The 19,579-nt window shown below is 55.9% G+C and carries 17 protein-coding genes and 1 tRNA gene; 9 read left to right on the top strand and 9 right to left on the bottom strand.

Annotated elements, in window-relative coordinates:
- Nucleotides 1-239 precede the first annotated feature (239 nt).
- The 3 genes from K0F75_RS23930 to K0F75_RS23920 form a co-directional block, all read right to left on the bottom strand.
- On the bottom strand, nt 240-2,432 hold the full coding sequence (locus K0F75_RS23930; protein ID WP_219064444.1) for a DEAD/DEAH box helicase: 2,193 nt from the start codon (nt 2,430-2,432) through the stop codon (nt 240-242).
- The gene (locus tag K0F75_RS23925) at nt 2,429-4,045 is read right to left on the bottom strand and encodes a dsDNA nuclease domain-containing protein (RefSeq protein WP_219064443.1); all 1,617 of its coding nucleotides are present in this window, start codon (nt 4,043-4,045) and stop codon (nt 2,429-2,431) included. Before K0F75_RS23925 ends, K0F75_RS23930 begins: the two co-directional genes overlap by 4 nt.
- Before the next feature lie 1,494 nt (nt 4,046-5,539).
- Nucleotides 5,540-5,630, bottom strand: a tRNA-Ser gene (locus tag K0F75_RS23920).
- A 240-nt stretch (nt 5,631-5,870) separates the two neighbouring features.
- Here K0F75_RS23920 and K0F75_RS23915 point away from each other — a divergent pair.
- From K0F75_RS23915 to K0F75_RS23885, 7 genes are all read left to right on the top strand, one after another.
- The gene (locus K0F75_RS23915) at nt 5,871-6,545 is read left to right on the top strand and encodes a Bax inhibitor-1/YccA family protein (protein WP_219064442.1); all 675 of its coding nucleotides are present in this window, start codon (nt 5,871-5,873) and stop codon (nt 6,543-6,545) included.
- A gap of 93 nt (nt 6,546-6,638) precedes the next feature.
- Entirely contained in the window at nt 6,639-7,031 is a 393-nt protein-coding gene (tusD, locus tag K0F75_RS23910) for a sulfurtransferase complex subunit TusD (protein WP_219064441.1), read from the top strand.
- Between the two features lies 1 nt (nt 7,032).
- Nucleotides 7,033-7,395, top strand: coding sequence for a sulfurtransferase complex subunit TusC (gene tusC / locus K0F75_RS23905; RefSeq protein ID WP_219064440.1), 363 nt, complete (start codon nt 7,033-7,035; stop codon nt 7,393-7,395).
- Complete coding sequence (gene tusB / locus K0F75_RS23900) at nt 7,395-7,694, top strand: sulfurtransferase complex subunit TusB (RefSeq protein WP_219064439.1); 300 nt, start codon at nt 7,395-7,397, stop codon at nt 7,692-7,694. Before tusC ends, tusB begins: the two co-directional genes overlap by 1 nt.
- A complete protein-coding gene (locus K0F75_RS23895) occupies nt 7,691-8,026 on the top strand; it encodes a TusE/DsrC/DsvC family sulfur relay protein (protein WP_219064438.1) in 336 nt (111 codons plus the stop codon). The genes tusB and K0F75_RS23895 overlap by 4 nt, the downstream gene beginning before the upstream one ends.
- Nucleotides 8,023-9,024 carry a glycosyl transferase family protein gene (locus K0F75_RS23890; RefSeq protein ID WP_219064437.1) on the top strand — a complete coding sequence of 334 codons (1,002 nt, stop codon included), beginning with the start codon at nt 8,023-8,025 and terminating at the stop codon, nt 9,022-9,024. Before K0F75_RS23895 ends, K0F75_RS23890 begins: the two co-directional genes overlap by 4 nt.
- Nucleotides 9,025-9,112: 88 nt before the next feature.
- Entirely contained in the window at nt 9,113-10,120 is a 1,008-nt protein-coding gene (locus K0F75_RS23885; protein WP_219064436.1) for a glutathione S-transferase family protein, read from the top strand.
- A gap of 73 nt (nt 10,121-10,193) precedes the next feature.
- Here K0F75_RS23885 and cysG read toward each other — a convergent pair whose 3' ends face one another.
- Genes cysG through ftsK form a run of 6 tightly spaced genes read right to left on the bottom strand, consistent with a single transcriptional unit; the run spans nt 10,194 to nt 17,714 of the window.
- Nucleotides 10,194-11,588 carry a siroheme synthase CysG gene (gene cysG / locus K0F75_RS23880; protein ID WP_219064435.1) on the bottom strand — a complete coding sequence of 465 codons (1,395 nt, stop codon included), beginning with the start codon at nt 11,586-11,588 and terminating at the stop codon, nt 10,194-10,196.
- Nucleotides 11,589-12,869, bottom strand: a complete 1,281-nt coding sequence (gene serS, locus K0F75_RS23875; protein WP_219064434.1) for a serine--tRNA ligase — start codon at nt 12,867-12,869, stop codon at nt 11,589-11,591. It abuts the gene before it with no gap.
- A gap of 16 nt (nt 12,870-12,885) precedes the next feature.
- Nucleotides 12,886-13,260 (bottom strand): fluoride efflux transporter CrcB, encoded by a 375-nt coding sequence (gene crcB, locus K0F75_RS23870; protein WP_219064433.1) that lies wholly within the window; start codon nt 13,258-13,260, stop codon nt 12,886-12,888.
- A complete protein-coding gene (locus tag K0F75_RS23865) occupies nt 13,260-14,582 on the bottom strand; it encodes a replication-associated recombination protein A (RefSeq protein ID WP_219064432.1) in 1,323 nt (440 codons plus the stop codon). The genes crcB and K0F75_RS23865 overlap by 1 nt, the downstream gene beginning before the upstream one ends.
- 19 nt (nt 14,583-14,601) lie before the next feature.
- Nucleotides 14,602-15,225 carry an outer membrane lipoprotein chaperone LolA gene (lolA, locus tag K0F75_RS23860; RefSeq protein ID WP_219064431.1) on the bottom strand — a complete coding sequence of 208 codons (624 nt, stop codon included), beginning with the start codon at nt 15,223-15,225 and terminating at the stop codon, nt 14,602-14,604.
- 56 nt (nt 15,226-15,281) lie between these two features.
- The gene (gene ftsK / locus K0F75_RS23855; protein WP_219064430.1) at nt 15,282-17,714 is read right to left on the bottom strand and encodes a DNA translocase FtsK; all 2,433 of its coding nucleotides are present in this window, start codon (nt 17,712-17,714) and stop codon (nt 15,282-15,284) included.
- Nucleotides 17,715-18,131: 417 nt separating this feature from the next.
- Here ftsK and aat point away from each other — a divergent pair, with 417 nt between their 5' ends.
- Both aat and K0F75_RS23845 read left to right on the top strand, forming a co-directional pair.
- Nucleotides 18,132-18,824 (top strand): leucyl/phenylalanyl-tRNA--protein transferase, encoded by a 693-nt coding sequence (gene aat, locus K0F75_RS23850; protein WP_219064429.1) that lies wholly within the window; start codon nt 18,132-18,134, stop codon nt 18,822-18,824.
- 44 nt (nt 18,825-18,868) lie between these two features.
- On the top strand, nt 18,869-19,576 hold the full coding sequence (locus tag K0F75_RS23845; protein ID WP_219064428.1) for an arginyltransferase: 708 nt from the start codon (nt 18,869-18,871) through the stop codon (nt 19,574-19,576).
- Nucleotides 19,577-19,579: the final 3 nt, after the last annotated feature.

The following is a 19,579-nucleotide window of genomic DNA, read 5'->3' as shown; positions in this document are numbered from 1 at the left end:
GTACATCAGGCTGACGTTCAGCGTTTTACTCCAAGCAGGTAACGTGTATGCGGCACATCACCTGAGGGCGCGGAATCGAGCAAGGCTTAAGTCCGAAGGGGCGAACGTAATAGCTAAAGCGCCCCAATACCGACAGTAATCAGCTGGCCACAATGGAAGGACAAAAAGTACCGAACGCGATCTGCAATAGCGTGCCGAAAACTCCCCACTGGCAAACCTAAGGCGCTACTGAGTATCTATCAACTGAACTCCTGAGCGAGACCCAGCGCACGCCTTACGAATGTCTGATCCACTTGACCAATATCCTTCCAGGCGTCCACGTTAGCCCTGAGATAATCGGCCAAACCATCAACACCAAGCTCCTCCGGAAACTTTACCACCGATGCCATCCGATGCAAGGTTTGGACTGGAATTCCCATTTCTTCTAGGGCATTTACCCCAGGCGGAAGATGTAGATTCTCGAAGATCATCCTCAGATGACCATAATCGATTTTGCTCCGAATGTTGCGCTTCGCAGCGTGCAGACGGACTACATCCTCCAGCAGTCCCAGCAGTTTCGGAATTGTGTATCCGAAGGTGTTGGTCACTAGCTTCAGGTCGTTGTTGAGCATGTTCGAAAGCGTGTGCTCATCACCCTGCTCGATTCGCTGCTTCGCATACACAATCTGGCTCTTCAAATAGTCAGAATAACTCGAGGCGTTCAGGTAGCCGACCAGCTTTGCCACGATTACCTCGGTAGTTTTAGTCTGCACCCCGTTTCTAGAAAATGTGTGGGGCACTACCCGAGAGATCACCTTGGCAAAGGTCTTGAGGAACTCTGCCGCTGGCAGCCAATGGAAAACGAGCGACACAAATTCCTCATCCCTCAACATCTCAACCAAGCTGTACAATTGCTCGAACTGCTCCATCCTGAAATGGGAATGCTTTTTCACCAGATCAATGGAGAAACGGTCTTGATCGAATGCATCTTCAAACCTGTCCTGGGAATAGTCGGACAGATGATCAGGCTGCGCGCTAGCGAGGAGGTTGAGTGGGGTGTCTTCATCTTGTACGCCTAATGGGATGGCCACCTCCTGGTTGAGGTTGTCTTCCGGCACATCCTCCAAGCAGAACACCTTGCCAACGAAGTGGACACCCATTCGGCCAGCGCGCCCTTTGATATTGCCATGGGTGAATTTGTCGATACCACGACTGCCGTCCCTGTTGTCGTAGATGACTACATTCTTCGCGACCGTATTCACGCCCTCAATGATGGTCGAGGTGCACAGGAGGAATCGGATGTCACCGGCGTTGAAACGATCCGCCGTGTACTGCTGGAGCGCTCTGGGCAGACCACCAAAATGCAAACCAATGCCGTTTTTCAGCGCGACGGTGTAGTCCCACTCAGGATCATACTCTTCAGCGACCCAGTCGATGTGTTGACTCTTGAACTCCTGGCCATACCCTAGCCGGATGAGCTCCCGTGCCACTTTTCCGGCAACCCCGGAGGACTTGCAGTAAACGATCGTGGCACCTTCACACTGCTTGGCAATCTTGGCCAGCGCTCTGAGCTTGCCCTTGTCATCGTTTGCCTCCACGCCAAACGTCTGCACATCCACGGCGACCGTATTGAAATCTGCTGAAATGAATGTGTGTTTGTATCCGAGCTCTGTTAGCCCGCGAATGCTGTTCACAAAGGGGCCGGTGAGATAGAACTGCTTGGATACCTTCAAGAGCTTGCTCAAGGCGATATTAAGCTCGATAACCCGCTCATCTTTGAAATCAGTTCCGCCGCTTTTCAGTTGACGGAAGGCCAGCTTATAAAACTCGTCGATGACGAACAGATCGATGTCCAGGATATCGTCACGCTCATTGACCCTCTCTTGGGTCAGGACGTATACAGCCCTGTCGGAACGGCACTCCTGTGAGCTGTGATGGATGATTTGATATTTGTCACCAAACCGATCCTGTAGACGGCGGCGGGTTTCGTCGGCCAGGGCCACTGTAGGCACGACTAGCACCACACGGTTCAGTTTCCCAAGCCCTAGGAGCGAGTCAACGATCGCGCTCTTCCCCATGCTCGTAGGAGCACTGAGCACTAGGTTGCGGCCCGCTTTCAGCAGGTCGAAGATGTGGAACTGCATCGAGTGGAACACGTACTTGTCAGAGAACGGTGTCCGATACAGGTCGAGCGCGACGCGGTCTCCGGGGGTGAGGTCGGTGAACTCTTTCTTGAGGTATGGAAACAGACCCGACTTCCTTACCATGTTTCGCAAGATGCCGGTCTGGTCTGAAAACTGTTCGCGGGCATCCAGTGCTCTGACGATCAAGTCTCGCCCTAGATTGTTCGATACCGGATTGGACAGGAGAGAATTGATGGCTGCCAGGTATCGGAACGCCGAAAAACCCTCACGCCCCAAGCTGAGTTTCGCGACATCATAAACTTCAGTCATATGGCGCCCCTTACCTTGTCCTCAACCATCCTGGTCAACCTTCCCAAACTTGGGGCGGGGTAAATGAACACATCAATAGCGAGCTCCGCGAATGGCGAGTCATGTTGCAGATCATCCGCGAACGCTTCGAACAGTGCTGTCGTTTCCTGCTCCAGATTGTCTTCATGCCCGGACGTCTCAGGCTCCGTCAGCAGCGACGAGTCATAACCGACGAAGAGCACGAATCGGAATCGCTCCAGATGAGCCTCGAATGCATGGCTACCGTCTAGTATCTCGTCGATGTCATGGCGCAGCAGGAAGTCATCATCCTTTATGTCGAGGATCTTGCCCCTTGCGGTGTCGAACCAATCGGAGATTTCTTCATACAGTTGCTCCCGGATCTGCGGCAATCGCGTGGTAATGTTCCCTGCAGTCACCAGTTCACTGAAGCCAACCCAGAGCTGATCACCCTCTGGGTCACGGCGGACGATGTGCACATTCTCCAAGATCTTTTCTTCACCGTCCCCGTCCATGTAGAGCAGGCATGGGATGGGCTGGCTCTCGTGCATCTGGCGAATAGTGGCGTGGAGGAGCACCCGACCTAAAAAAGAACTGACGTCCGTCAAAGATTCGAACACTGTCGTCTTCAACCGCTGTCGCCGTTCAACGAATGACAGCTTGTGGATGTCCGCCATCTCCTTGGGCCGAAGAAACATTTCATCCAGCCATTTGCACACATTTTCGGCTATGTGCTTGTAGCGATAGCGTTTCAAGCTGTAATGCTGATGGAGCACCCGTCCAGTGCGCTTGTTGCATGATGAAGCGAGCGATCTCCGGAAGGGCACGAGAATGTGCGGCAAGTCTCTTTTAACGTAAACCTTGCGCCCGGACTGCCTCTGATCCTCGTCAACCAGTGCTTTAAACCAGGTGTTCAGATCAGCGCGAAGGTAGGACTTGTCATCTGCGGTATAGATTCTGCGGGATAGTGCACCTTTGCGAGTGATCGTGTCCAAAATCCTGCACCAGATGTCCTCGGCGCGCGCCTCTGAACTCAGTAAAACTCCATGAAGATCCTGCGCAGCCAGGCGGATATTCCTCACGCCGAGCAACTCAATCTCACGCAGTGTCCGGAAGACTTCCCAGCACGTCGCATCAACCCAAGCTGGGACATCCACGCCGCTGGGTGCTACGTAGTTTCCTGTCTTCACATTCAGGTACTCGACCAATTCGTCGCGCCCCGGCTTTTCCTCTCGCCCGTCGCGGCTGACCAGCAGGTACTCCAGCGTAATATTGACCTTCTCCTCCGTGACTAGCCGAAATTTTCTTGGCACTGTGAGGCTTGGTTCACTCTGCATAGATTTGTGCAGAATGGAGCTACTGGGGATCTTGGTCTTCCCGGTACCTGCGGAGAGGGTGACAAGATGGGATCTATCCCAATGTGCTTTCGTGGTGGTTTTCACCTGCACGAATTCGACGAAGTCATCGCAGACAATGTCGACGTCGTCCGTGACCTCGCAGCGGATACGTCGGATAGACTTGTCACGCAGCATGCGAGTGACATGATAGGCGGCAACACAATCCTGAAAGAGGAAGCCGTGCTTGGCGGCAACTCCGCCAGCGTCATTAGGTTCCATCTCGACTTCCATGGCATGTATGAATTGGAATCTATGGCAATAACAACCCCCCGTCCATACCATTAGTGGCGTTTTGCCCTTCGCACATCAATAGCGATAAGCTGGATATCGCATTTCAGGCCGTTCTGATGAGTTGAGGATGGGTAAACCCACCGACCGCAACGCGTTTATGCGCCCCGCTCGACCTGCAACCCCCGTGACTGCACTTGCAGCCCAGATTCTCGACATGTCGATTTTATTTTCACTAACCGGCCACTTGCTCAGTCGATACTGGGTGATGGTTTTTATTAGGAGTTAAAAGTTGCTGACTCGCCCAGATAAGAGACGCGCTCCGTGCGATGCTCGAAGCTCAAATACAAGAAAAGCTACAGCACGATCCTGACGCGGTAACGACTTATGCAGCACAGCCTGAACCCGAACGAAAGCCATACACCAGTAAGCCCACGGTTCAGGATAAGGCGTTTCACAAGGAGCTCGAACAGATGCGTGCGGATGCTGAAGCTGGTGTGCTTCATAAGCCGGTACCCGCACCGATGAACGATTGCGGGCCTGACCTAACGTTCAATGATTACCCGGGCTTAAGGCACGCAAGCTTTCCATCAAATCAATGATAATTATTTGTAGTCGATCCTCGTTCGTCCTTTGAAGGGGTTGCCAGATATATCCACCGTTCACGGCTACCCCTCTCTACCACCAGCTCTACTTGGCCTTGACTCGAACAAAAAATAACTTGAACACAAACTCCCCTCTCAATGCCCGCGAGGTCTACCAGATTCTAAGGGACGTCTCCCTTGGCATACGCACCATCCAAACGACGCGGGCAACGGCGCGAGGGTATCTGCGAGAGCACGACATGCAGCTTCTACGCGGCATTGTGGGATTGAGTACTCTCACGCTGCACACTCCAGCGAAACTCGCCTGCATTAGAGCTGCGTGTTCGGAGGTCGCGGACACCATCGGCCAGCTTAACTTTGATCGTGGGTGCGTAACTGCAAGGCCCCCATCGCGGATGATTTGCGTGCCTCAGTTGCTCAGTTCTCAGCGTGAACCGTCCTCTGGCAATCAGCCTTCGACTGAGTCTAGAAGCTAGTGAGCGAAATCATTTTTCGCAGGCTCTGGGGTACAAAGAGGGTCATCCGGTCACACCGCTTTGATTACTTTTTCGATCGAATCCGGCCTAGGTACTCCCTGGTGAGGTCAGGGTATGAGAGAACTACAAACCAAGCCCGCATCAATAGATGGTTAAACCAGACATCAAGCTCGGAGCAAAGCTGTGGATAATCACCGCTGCCAGGCCCACACATAAGCGTGCAGCTGAGCACACGCCCATTCGCAAGTACGCAGCAGAGTGCAGTAGCACGCAAACAGACAAATGCACCCTACGACACAAGGTCTTTGGGGACTACTCACCCCCAATCCAGCTCCTCTGCCACACAGACTTCAGACATAAAAAAAGGGCTCAGATTTCTCTGAGCCCTTGATTTTATTGATTGTTGGCGGGAAACCAGGGATTCGAACCCTGGGAACGCTATTAACGTTCGCCGGTTTTCAAGACCGGTGCATTCAACCACTCTGCCAATTTCCCGATTTTCATGTCTTGCATCGCAAGCGTGCAGCTGAGAACCACCTGAGATAAGAACTCATGGACCTGTTACAGTCGGCAGTTTTCAAGACTGCTGCCTTAAACCACTCGGCCACACCTCCGTTGCGTTGCGGGCGCCATAATACCCGAATGAAACACACTGTCAAACTCTCTTCATAACTGGCGGCAAAGCGTCTGTTATGATCTTTGCGTCTTAACATTTCAATCACCAGGAGTTGCGCCATGCGCGAACAGGATTACGCAGTGAAAAACGGCGTGCAGGCCGAGCAGCTAGAGGTCAGCCGCGTCCTGCGCAATACATATGGTCTTCTGGCTATCACCCTTGCTTTCAGCGGCTTGATGGCTTTTATCGCTCAGCAGAATCACGTTCGTTACCCGAACGTATTCGTCGTGCTGATCGGCTTTTATGGCCTTTTCTTTCTCACCAATAAATTACGCGACTCGGCGTGGGGCCTGGTATCGACCTTCGCCCTGACCGGTTTCATGGGTTACCTGCTGGGCCCGATCCTCAACCGTTACCTGGGTATGCAGGGTGGTGCTGAGGTTGTCAGTTCGGCGTTTGCGATGACCGCGCTGGTATTCGGTGGTTTGTCCGCCTATGTGCTGATCACTCGCAAGGACATGAGCTTCCTCGGTGGTTTCATCACCGCCGGCTTCTTCGTCCTGCTGGGCGCGGTGCTGGCCAGCATGTTCTTCCAGATCAGCGGGCTGCAATTGGCGATCAGCGCAGGTTTCGTGCTGTTCTCCTCTGTATGCATCCTGTTCCAGACCAGCGCCATCATCCAGGGCGGCGAGCGTAACTACATCATGGCGACCATCAGCCTGTATGTATCGATCTACAACCTGTTCGTCAGCCTGTTGCAGTTGTTTGGCTTGATGGGTGGCAGCAGAAACTGATTCGCTGTCGAGCTTCAACAAAAAGCCCGCTTAGCGGGCTTTTTGCTGTCTGACTCTATTATCATTGCCCAAGATTTGTTGACTGAGCCAACCATGAAGTTCGCCATTGCCATTTTTTCTGCGGCCCATGAGCCCTCCTCCCGCCGCGCCTTGCTGTTTGCGCAGGCGGTGCTGGCTGGCGGCCATGAGATTGTCCGGCTGTTTTTCTATCAGGAAGGCGTGCACATCGCGTCGGGCAATATTGTCACGCCTCAGGATGAGCAAGACCTGCCACGCCAATGGCGCGAGTTCGTCACCCTCAACCAGCTTGATGGCGTGGTGTGCATCGCCGCCGCCTTGCGACGCGGTGTATTGAATGAAGAAGAAGCTCAACGCTATCAGCGACCAGCAGCCAATGTGTCAGCCCCGTGGGAGTTGTCCGGACTCGGCCAGTTGCATGATGCGGTGCAGGCAGCCGACCGACTGATCTGCTTCGGAGGGCCGTGAAATGTCAAAATCATTATTGATTATCAGCCGTCAGGCCCCGTGGTCTGGTCCGGGCGCACGGGAAGCACTGGATATAGTGTTGGCGGGCGGTGCGTTCGATTTGCCCATCGGCTTGCTGTTTCTCGATGACGGCGTGCTGCAGCTTTTGCCTGAGCAAAAGGCCACTCAAGTACAGCAGAAGGACCTGACAGCCAATTTGAAAGCCTTGTCGCTGTTTGGCGTCGAGGATATTTTTGCCTGTAGCGACAGCCTGGCAGAGCGCGGGATTTCCTCTGATGGATTGAATGTGGATACGCTGCAACTGCTGCAAACGTCAGAAGTCCCCATGATTATTGACCGCTACGATCAAGTGATAACGCTCTGATGTCGACTTTGCATGTTTTGTCTCACTCCCCTTTTACAGACAGCCGTTTGACCAGTTGCCTGCGCGTCCTCGGCCCGGACGACGCCATCCTGCTCTGCGGCGACGCGACGTATGCCTTGCGCCCTGATTCCGCGCCGCGTCGTGCATTGGAGGGACAAATAGAGTTGTTTGAGCTGTTCGTGCTTGAAGAAGACATCCTGGCGCGTAATCTTGAGGTTCCGCGCGGGGTCCAAAGCGTCGATTACCCAGGCTTCGTCGCGTTGTCGATACGCTTCGACAAGGTCAACACCTGGCTATGACACAGCTCACGATTGCCGAACACAGCATTGCACTGGACAAGGATGGTTTCCTGGTAGACCTGAACGACTGGTCCGTAGAGGTTGCAACTGCCTTGGCCTTACGGGAAGAAATTACCCTCAGCCCGGAACACTGGGAGATTCTGCAACTGCTGCGTGCTTTTTATACCGAGTTCCAGTTGTCGCCCGCAACTCGCCCGCTGATCAAATACACGGCGCTGAAGCTGGGCCCTGAAAAGGGCAACAGCATGCACCTCAATCGCCTGTTCAATGGCACTCCCGCCAAACTCGCCGCCAAGCTGGCGGGCCTGCCCAAACCGACGAATTGCATATGACCGAGTTTTCCCCGCTGATCACTGAAACACCTACCGAGCATCCGTTCGCCCAATTCGTGCGAATCCTGGGCAAGGGCAAACGCGGCGCCCGCGACCTTACTCGCGAAGAAGCGCGGGAAGCCATGGGCATGTTGCTCGACGAGAAAGTCGAAGACACCCAGCTTGGTGCTTTTCTGATGTTGTTACGGCATAAGGAAGAAAGCGCAGAGGAGCTGGCAGGCTTCACCGAAGCGGTACGAGAGCGTTTGCACGCTCCGGCGTTGAAAGTGGACATCGACTGGCCGACTTACGCTGGCAAAAAACGCCACCTACCGTGGTACTTGCTCGCGGCCAAGTGCCTGGCGCAAAACGGTGTCCGCGTGCTAATGCATGGTGGCGGCGCGCATACCGCAGGTCGCCTGTACAGCGAGCAATTGCTCGATCTGCTGGGCATCCCGCTGTGCCGTAACTGGCAAGCGGTCGGCACGGCGCTCGAGCAACACAACCTGGCGTTCATCCCGCTAGGGGATTGGGCGCCGCAGTTGCAGCGAATGATCGACCTGCGCAACATCCTGGGTCTGCGCTCCCCTATCCACTCACTGGCGCGAGCGCTCAACCCCTTGGGCGCTCGCTGTGGCCTGCAAAGCATCTTCCATCCCGGTTACCAGAGCATGCACCGCGAAGCCAGCGGTTTGCTGGGTGACAACGCCATCGTGATCAAGGGCGATGGCGGTGAAGTCGAAATAAACCCGGACACCATCAGTCACCTTTACGGCACTACAGCCGGGCAAAGCTGGGATGAGGAATGGCCTGCGCTGTCGCCAAGACGTCATGTCAAACCGGCCACGCTCGACCCGGCACAATTAACGGCCCTTTGGCGTGGTGAAATAGAAGATAGCTACCCGCAGCTGGCCCTGATTTCGACCATCGCTCTGGCATTGCGCGGCCTTGGAACCCCACGCGATGCCGCCTTCGAATTGGCTCAGCAGTACTGGGATAATCGCGACAGATCTATTTAATCGATCATAGTCGCCCATGCTTTGCGCTATTCGTTCGAACCAATGCAATTAGACTGGCCTCCAATGCAAGAGAGCTTAGGAGTCAGACATGGGCCTTCTGGTCGACGGACGCTGGCATGATCAGTGGTACGAAAGCAGCAAAGACGGCGCCTTCCAGCGTGAAAACGCGCAACGCCGGCATTGGATCACCGCTGACGGTCAACCCGCCCCCAGCGGTGAAGGTGGCTTTGCCGCGCAAGCTGGCCGCTATCACCTCTACGTCTCCCTCGCCTGCCCATGGGCTCATCGCACACTGATCCTGCGCAAACTCAAAGGCCTGGAACGCTTGATCGACGTGTCCGTGGTCAGTTGGTTGATGCTGGAAAATGGCTGGACCTTCGATAAACAAAAGGGCTCCAGCGGTGACAAGCTCGATGGCCTGGACTTTCTTTATCAGCGCTACACCGCCGATGACGCCGCCTACACTGGCCGCGTGACCGTGCCATTGCTGTGGGATAAACAGCAACAACGTATCGTCAGCAATGAGTCGTCCGAGATCATCCGCATGTTCAACTCGGCGTTCGATGGCCTGACCGGTGATCGCCTGGATTTCTACCCTGAACCGCTGCAACAGCAGATTGATCGATTGAATGATCGGATCTACCCAGCGGTCAATAATGGCGTTTACCGCGCTGGCTTCGCCACTTCGCAAGGCGCTTACGAGAAAGCATTCGATGGCTTGTTTGCGGAACTGGATTGGCTGGAGGAGCTGCTGGGCAAGAAACGTTACCTGGCCGGTGAGTACCTGACCGAGGCCGATGTGCGCCTGTTTACCACCCTCGTTCGCTTTGACGCGGTGTATTACAGCCACTTCAAATGCAACCTGCGCCGCATAGCCGATTACCCGAACCTGAGTGACTGGTTACGCGAGTTGTATCAGTGGCCGGGCATCGCTGAGACGGTGGACTTTGAGCACATCAAAGGTCACTACTATACGAGCCACCGGACTATAAACCCGACCGGGATCGTGCCGAAAGGACCAGCGCTGCACCTTGACGCCAGTCATGACCGCGAACGGCTTACAGGCCGTGGAGTCTGGCACAAAACAGGAGTTTGAGAATAAGGCATGAGGTGATGCCTTGACCGCCCGCACACGCGGATCATCAAGGCACGCACTTAAAGCCTATGCGCTAGAGCTGTCCTTGAGCGCCTTCGAACCACGCCAGCTTTTCCCGCAACTTGACCACTTCGCCGACGATCACCAGCGTTGGCGCATGCACTTCATGCTCAGCGACCAGTTGTGACAAGTTGGCCAGTGTGCCAGTGAATACCCGTTGATTCGAGGTGGTGCCTTGCTGAATCAGCGCAGCAGGGGTGTCCGGGGAGTGGCCATGCTGGATCAACTGTTCACAGATAATCGGCAAGCCGACCAGCCCCATGTAAAACACCAATGTCTGCGCCGGTGAGACCAGATCGCTCCAGGGCAGGTCCGTGGTGCCGTCCTTCAAATGCCCGGTAACGAAGCGCACTGATTGCGCATAATCACGGTGGGTCAGAGGTATGCCGGCATAGGCTGCGCAACCGCTGGCAGCGGTAATGCCCGGCACCACCTGAAACGGAATGCCGTGAGCCGCCAGCTCTTCGATCTCTTCGCCGCCACGCCCGAAAATAAACGGATCGCCGCCTTTGAGACGCAGTACACGCTTGCCTTGCTTGGCCAGATCAACCAACTGCTGATTGATCTGATCCTGCGGCAAAGCGTGATCGGCACGCTGTTTACCGACATAGACCCGCTCGGCATCGCGTCGGCAAAGTTCCAGAATCGCCGGCGCCACCAAGCGGTCGTAAAGCACCACATCGGCTTGCTGCATCAGACGTAAAGCGCGGAAGGTCAGCAAGTCCGGATCGCCCGGCCCTGCGCCCACCAGATACACCTCACCGGGTGCGCTGGGCGCCTCACCGTTGATTTTAGCAATCAGCAGACGCTCGGCTTCAGCGCCCTGCCCGGCCAATTGGCGGTCAGCGACAGGTCCCTGAAACACTTCTTCCCAAAATGCCCGGCGCTGCTGAACATCGGGGAACAGGCTTTTTACCTGACTGCGGAATCGCGCCGCCAGGCCGGCCAGTTGGCCATATGTCGAAGGAATCCAGGTTTCAAGCTTGGCGCGAATCAACCGCGCCAGCACAGGAGCATCACCGCCGCTGGACACTGCAATCACCAACGGTGAACGGTCAACGATGGCCGGAAATATCACGCTGCACAACGCAGGCGAATCCACCACATTGACCGGCACACAACGCTGCCGGGCGTCTTGCGACACCTGAGCGTTAAGTGGCTCGTCATCGGTGGCTGCGATGATCAGTACGCACCCGTCAAGGTCGCCCTGGGCATAGCCACGTAAAATCAGTTCTCCGCCGCTGCGCTCAACCAACTCGCACAATTGCGCTTCTATTTCGGGTGCAACCACCCGCAATACCGCACCGGCATCAGCGAGCAGGCGTGACTTGCGCAAGGCAATTTCACCCCCACCGACTACCAGTACGCGACTGCCACGCAGGTTATGGAACAGCGGCAGGAATTCCATTTAGCCTATGACCTCAAGCCCACCCATATAGGGTTTTAGTACGTCAGGAACACGTATCGAGCCGTCGGCCTGCTGATAGTTTTCCAACACGGCGACCAACGCCCGACCTACAGCCAGACCGGAACCGTTCAGGGTGTGAACCAATTCTGGTTTGCCAGTTTCCGGGTTACGCCAGCGCGCCTGCATGCGTCGCGCCTGGAAATCACCGCAGTTGGAGCACGAGGAAATTTCGCGGTATTTGTCCTGGCTCGGGATCCAGACTTCAAGGTCGTACGTCTTGACCGCACTGAAGCCCATATCACCGGTGCACAAGGCCAGTACGCGGTAAGGCAGTTCCAGCAGCTGCAGAACGCGCTCAGCGTTACCAGTGAGGGTTTCCAGTGCCGCTTGCGACTGGCCAGGCTCTACGATCTGAACCATCTCGACTTTATCGAACTGGTGCTGACGAATCATCCCGCGTGTATCGCGGCCCGATGCACCGGCCTCGCTGCGAAAGCATGGGGTGTGCGCGACAAACTTCAGCGGCAATTGCTTTGGATCGAGAATTTCGCCAGCAACGATATTGGTCAGCGACACTTCCGCAGTCGGGATCAAGTACAGGTCCGCCTCGCCTTCGCGAGTGATCTTGAACAGGTCTTCCTCGAATTTCGGCAACTGGCCTGTGCCCTGCAACGCGGGCGCCTGAACCAGATACGGGGTGTAAGCCTCTTCGTAGCCGTGATCGGTGACGTGCAGGTTGATCATGAACTGCGCCAACGCACGATGCATGCGAGCAATAGGGCCCCGCAACAGCGCGAAGCGCGCGCCAGACAACTTGGCGGCGGTTTCAAAGTCCAGCCAGCCGTACTTTTCGCCAAGTTCGACGTGATCCTTGACCTCGAAGTCGAACACGGTAGGTGTGCCCCAACGACGAACTTCAACGTTGTCGTCTTCATCAGCGCCAACCGGAACCGATACGTGTGGCAGGTTCGGCATGCTCAGCAGCATCCCGTCCAGCTCAGCCTGAATGCTGTCCAGCTCGACTTTACCGGTGCTCAGTTCGTCAGCCATACGCTCGACGTCAGCCATCAACGGTGCGATGTCTTCGCCGCGCTGTTTGGCCTGACCGATGGATTTGGAGCGGGCATTACGCTCGGCCTGCAACTGTTCTGTGCGGGTCTGGACGGTCTTGCGCTGGTTTTCCAGCGCTTCGATGCGGGCCACGTCCAAGGTAAATCCACGGGACGCCAGGCGATCCGCTACGTCCTGAAGTTGGGTACGTAACAGTTTGGAATCGAGCATATCGTTCTCTCGTCTATCAAAGTTTGGTCAAGGACAGGCCAGCCCACGTCGCGAGCAGCCCGCCGAATACGGTGATTGCCGCGTAGCCCAGCGCCAGCGGCACCTGCCCGCTTTCCAGCAAGCGCAGCGTATCCAGTGAAAAAGATGAAAATGTCGTCAGGCCACCCAAAAAACCTACCATCAGGCCTGCACGAAGCTCGATTGGTACTTCGGGACGCAACAGGAACAGTCCGTACAGGTAACCGATCAGCAAGCAGCCGACGATGTTAACGGCCAATGTTGCGGTGTAGAAGTGTCGCGGCCAGTTCGCCGAGATCCAGCTGGCGGTGGCGAAGCGCAATAATGTACCAGCGATACCCCCGGCGGATACTGCAAGAATCAATCGAATCACTACTTTCTCCGCTTACGTGGGCTTGCTTTGTCCAGTGCCGCCAGATGATTAAGCTTTTCTCCGATCTTCAGCTCAAGGCCACGCGGTACCGGCTGGTAGTACTGGCGCGGCTCAAGATCGTCCGGAAAGTAGTCTTCGCCAGCGGCATAAGCGTCGGGTTCATCGTGGGCGTAACGGTATTCTTCGCCATAGCCCAGTTGCTTCATCAGCTTGGTCGGCGCGTTGCGCAGGTGCAGCGGAACCTCCAGCGAACCATGCTCGGTCGCTTCACGCATCGCTGCCTTGAAGCCCATGTACACGGCATTACTTTTTGGTGCGCAGGCCAGATAAACGATGGCCTGCGCCACTGCCAACTCACCTTCGGGGCTGCCCAGACGCTCCTGCACATCCCACGCCGACAGGCATAACGTAAGCGCCCTGGGGTCAGCATTGCCGATGTCTTCACTGGCCATGCGCACAACGCGGCGAGCCAGGTACAACGGGTCGCAACCGCCATCGATCATCCGCGCGAACCAGTACAACGCCGCGTCAGGGTTGGAGCCGCGAATCGATTTATGCAGCGCGGAAATCTGGTCGTAAAACGCTTCGCCGCCCTTATCGAACCGACGACGACTGTCGCCAAGCAGGCTTTGCAGCAACTCGACACTGATCTCAGTGCCGTCTTCGGCAAGGTCAGAGGCGTTTTCCAACAGGTTGAGCAAACGCCGACCGTCACCATCAGCCGCAGCCAGGAGCATCTTGAAACCTTCGTCGCTCAGGCTCAGTCGATGCTTGCCCAAGCCGCGCTCTTCCGTCAGTGCGCGCTGCACCAGCTTGTGCAGTGCCGCTTCGTCGAGGCTTTTCAGCACGTAAACCCGCGCACGGGAAAGCAAGGCGTTGTTCAGTTCAAAAGACGGATTCTCAGTGGTCGCGCCGATAAAAATCAGGGTGCCGTCTTCTACGTAAGGCAGAAAGGCGTCCTGCTGCGATTTGTTGAAACGATGCACTTCGTCAACGAACAGGATGGTTCGGCGACCGTATTGCCCCGCCTGTTGCTTGGCAATCTCGACGGCCTGACGGATTTCTTTAACCCCGGCCAGCACTGCCGAAACCGTTTCGAAATGCGCATCGGACACTTTTGCCAACAGCCGTGCCAACGTGGTTTTACCCACGCCCGGCGGTCCCCAGAAGATCATCGAATGCAAAGCGCCCTGCTCAAGCGCCTCACGCAGAGGTTTGCCATGAGCGAGCAGGTGCTCCTGACCGACGTACTCATCCAGATTGGCCGCACGCAGGCGTGCGGCCAAGGGCTGAGCTATCGGATCGCTACGAAACAAGTCCATGGGCCGCGGTTAAAACCTCTTATTCCTGAATGACATCAGCGCCTTTCGGGATATTGAATTTGAATTTGCCGGCAACAATCGGTTCGTTGGCTTTCACACCCGTGAACAGGATATTGGTGCGCTGGCCGACGCTGTCAATCAACTGCATGTCATTGATGACGCCGTTGCGAAAAGACAGACGCAGGCTGTCGAACAGCGTGTCCTTGGTCTTGGGCTTGAGCACGAAGTCGATCACGCCGCCAGCTTCCTTGGCGCTGATGTCAAAGCTTTCGCTGATCTTGGACACATCACCGGACAACAGCAACGCAGGGGTCTGGGTCAGCCGCTGGTCGAGGGTCTTGATGGTCACCTGCTCCAGATCCGGGTCCCACAACGAGACTTTTTTCCCGTCGGATACCATCAACTGTTCCTGAGGTGCATCCGTATGCCAATAGAACAGGCCCGGACGCTGCAACGCCATGTCACCGGCTGTTTCCTGCAACTGGGTGCCGCCGCCGTCCAGTGTCAGCTGGGAAAATCGGGCGGTCAGGGTTTGCGATTTTTCAAGCAACTGGGTGAGTCGCGCGACATCTTTGCTATCGGCATGGGCCGGGATAGCGGAAAAAGCCAGTGCAGATACCAACAGCATGCGGATAAGACGCATGGGAGTCCTCATTGAATTCAGTGGAGCCCTGACAGCGCACAGTCGCGCGGTCAGGATTAGTCGCGCATAGGGCTCGGTGCGATGACCTCACGCGAGCCATTGGTGTTCATGGACGTCACAACGCCCGCCATTTCCATGGCTTCGATCATTCGGGCGGCGCGGTTGTAACCGATCTTCAGCTTGCGCTGTACCGCGGAGATGGAAGCACGCCGGCTTTCCAGGACGAAACGCACCGCTTCGTCATACAGAGCATCGCTTTCGCTGTCATCAGAGCCTTCGCTGCCGCCATCAAAGCCACTACCGGGCTCTTCAACGCCTGCAAGGATGTCTTCGTTGTAGTCAGGTGAGCCACGCAGCTTCCAGGCCTCCACGACGCGGTGGACCTCTTCGTCAGACACAAAAGCGCCATGGACACGAATCGGCAGGCTGGTGCCCGGCGGCATGTACAGCATGTCACCGTGACCGAGCAGTTGTTCAGCGCCGCCCTGATCGATGATGGTCCGTGAATCGATCTTGCTCGATACCTGAAACGCCATGCGAGTCGGGATGTTGGCCTTGATCAAACCTGTGATCACGTCCACCGATGGCCGCTGGGTCGCGAGAATCAAGTGAATACCGGCCGCCCGTGCTTTTTGAGCGATTCGGGCAATCAGTTCTTCGACCTTTTTACCGACGATCATCATCATGTCGGCGAATTCGTCGACCACTACCACGATGGTCGGCAATTTGGTCAGCAGCGGCGCTATGTCGTGCATGCTTTCGCGTTTGTACAACGGATCTTCAAGCGGCGTGCCGGCGTCTTGAGCTTCTTTGACCTTGTGGTTGAAGCCCGACAGGTTACGTACACCCATCTTCGCCATCAGTTTGTAACGCCGCTCCATCTCGGCGACGCTCCAGCGCAGTGCGTTGGCCGCGTCCTTCATGTCGGTAACGACCGGGCACAGCAGATGCGGAATGCCCTCGTAGATCGACAGCTCAAGCATTTTCGGGTCGATCATGATCAGTTTGGCGTCTTCCGGCCCCGACTTGAACAGGATCGACAGGATCATCGCGTTGACCCCCACCGACTTACCAGAACCGGTAGTACCGGCCACCAGCAGGTGCGGCATCTTCGCCAGGTCGGTAATCACCGGCCTGCCGCCAATGTCATGCCCCAGGGCCAGAGTGACCGGGGACTTGGCGTCATCGAACTCCGGAGTGGACAGCACTTCGGAGAAGCGCACGATCTGCCGGTCTTCGTTAGGGATCTCGATGCCAACGGTGGTCTTGCCCGGGATGACTTCAACCACACGCACACTGGTCACGGCCAGCGAACGCGCCAGATCCTTGGCCAGGTTGGAGATTCGACTGACCTTGACCCCGGCGGCGGGCTGAATTTCGTAGCGGGTGATCACCGGTCCAGGATGAATGGAGTCAACGGTGACTTCCACGCCAAACTCTTTGAGTTTGATCTCCAGAAGATGACCGACGGCAGCCAGCGATTCGGGGGAGTAGTTGAGCTTTTTCTTCTCTGCCGGATCAAGGATCGAAATCGGCGGCAAGGTACCTTCCACCGCACTGTCGATGAACAAGGGCGCCTGTTTCTCTTTCTGCACGCGCTTGCTTGGCTCCACTACTTTGGCCGGAGCCGGAGCGATCACCGCAGGTACGTGATTTGCGCGCTCGGTCATGTGCTTGCTGAGCGCTTGTTCACGCTCGATCAAACGCTCTTTGGCCTTGGCCTGTTCCCGACGGTCAGGGGCAACAGGCGCCACTACTTCACTGACACGAGTATCGACCTCGCGCAACTGCGCAACCATCTGCTTACGCTCGCCACGGGCCGTCCACCAGCGATTGGCAGCCCCTTGGAACAGCTCGAACAGGTCAAGCGTGATCTTGCCGGTGACGTCCATCACTTTGAACCACGAAAGATCGGTGAACACCGTCAGGCCAAACAGAAACAGCGCAATGAACATCAGGGTGCTGCCCTGGATATTCAACGCATTTTTTGCCAGATCGCCCAGGCTTTCGCCCAGCGCACCACCGGCCGATGCCGGCAGGCCCGCAGTGAAGTGAAAATGGATATGGGCCAGGGCCGCACCAGACAACACCAGGAAGACCAGGCCAATCAGGCGCCAGGAGAACAACCAACCGCTCCACTGCCACGGCTCATGACGTTGACGGAAGATTTGATACGTCTTGATCGCCAACAACAGCGGGAAGATGTACGCAAAATAACCCAACACCATAAACAATATGTCAGCCGAGAATGCGCCAGCGCGGCCCGCAGCATTCTGCACCTGCTGGGCACTGCTGGTATGGCTCCAACCGGGATCGGCCTGATCGTAGGTCAACAACGCCATCATCAAATACAGGCACAGGGCGCCGATAGCGATCAGCGCACCTTCCTTGAGCCGGTAGTGCAACTGCTGACGCCAGAGCGGAACGGAACTGGGTGCTACGGTGGATTTCTTCAAAACGCTTCTTTTCCTGCGCCTTAGCGCGAACATCTGATGATTGACTACGAAATACTACTGTCTAGCGTTCGGTAAAAATGAAACACATGGATACGTTTATCTACAACCCGGCTAATCACTTGAAAAAACACCAATAAGGTCGGCATTGTACGGGTTTGCACCGACGTTGCCACGCTAGTCTGGCTTGCGTGTAGCATATCTTCAAGCGCCGGACGAACGACTCAATTTGAGCATGCATTGTCTTTCGTGACAAAGGCTTATGGGGTGTTTTTATGAACGACATCAAACATCCGGATCGTGCCGCGTTGCACACTCAAGCCATTGATTGCATCGTTTTGCTACACATATCCGCCTCAGGTTTCGTCAACGGGACCGTCTACGACCACACCGACGCCGTAGAGTTGCAGTCGTCGAGTGTACCGCCCTCCCCTTTCGAGAAGTCTTGATGCCATGCTGACCTGGTTACAACGTAACAGCCTGACCTTCCCGCCACTGGAAAAAGCCATGCGCGAGCCGAACGGCTTGCTCGCCGCAGGCGGAGATCTATCCGCCGACCGCTTGATTCAGGCTTATCGTCACGGCTGCTTTCCCTGGTTTCAGGAGGGACAGCCGATCCTGTGGTGGTCGCCGGACCCGCGCACGGTATTATTTCCCGAGGAGCTGCACATTTCTCGTAGCTTGAGCAAAATATTGCGCCAGAACCGCTATCAGGTGACCTTCGATCGGGATTTCATGGCTGTCATTCAAGCGTGCGCCGCGCCGCGCGATTACGCCGATGGCACCTGGATCACCGACTCGATGCAATCGGCCTACCTTGAGCTGCATCGACGCGGCTATGCCCACAGCGTGGAGGTTTGGGAGCAAGACACCTTGGTCGGAGGCCTGTATGGCCTGGCAATAGGCCAGCTGTTTTTTGGCGAGTCCATGTTCAGTCGGGCGGACAATGCCTCGAAAGTCGGCTTCGCAACGCTGGTCGAGCGCCTGAAGGCGTGGGGTTTCGTACTGATCGACTGCCAAATGCCAACCGAACATCTGCACAGCTTCGGCGCCAGAGCGATTACCCGCACGACATTTGCCGACTACCTTCGCCAGCACCTGGATCAACCCAATATCGCCGACTGGCTGCCTAGGCGAGTTTCATAGCCTGACATACACTCTTAACTAGAGATTTTATCCGAGGGTTGATCATGACAGAGCTGGCGCGGCTTAAGTTTTATGCCACTCAACCCCATTCCTGCAGCTATTTGCCTGAGGAACAAGCGACGACGCTGTTTCTGGACCCTAGCCAGCCGATGGATGTTCAGGTGTACGCCGATCTTTCCGACATGGGCTTTCGCCGTAGCGGGGACCATCTTTATCGGCCCCACTGCCAGAATTGCAGCGCGTGCGTTCCTGCTCGCATCCCTGTGGGACTGTTTGTTCCAGATCGTCAGCAAAAGCGCATTTTCAAACGCAATGCCGATCTGCAGGTGACCCCGACTCAGCCACGATTCAGCGAAGAGTACTTCGACCTGTATCAGCGCTATATCGAGCAGCGGCATGCTGATGGCGACATGTACCCCCCTAGTCGTGACCAGTTTTCAACATTTCTGGTACGCGACCTGCCTTTCTCGACATTCTACGAATTTCGCCTCGGCGAACGCCTCTTGGCAGTCGCCGTTACTGACCTTTTACCCACCGGTCTTTCGGCGGTTTATACGTTCTATGAACCCGGCGAAGAGCGCCGCAGTCTGGGCCGCTACGCGATTCTCTGGCAGATCGCCGAGGCGGCCAGATTGCAGCTCCATGCGGTCTACCTGGGCTATTGGATAAAGAACTGCAAAAAAATGAATTACAAAACCCAATATCGCCCGATTGAGCTGCTTACAAACCAGAGATGGGTCACTCTTTATTGAAGC

The sequence above is a fragment of the Pseudomonas sp. UMAB-08 genome, from assembly GCF_900095225.1.
Classification (GTDB): domain Bacteria; phylum Pseudomonadota; class Gammaproteobacteria; order Pseudomonadales; family Pseudomonadaceae; genus Aquipseudomonas.
This window is presented reverse-complemented; position numbering and strand designations above follow the sequence as displayed.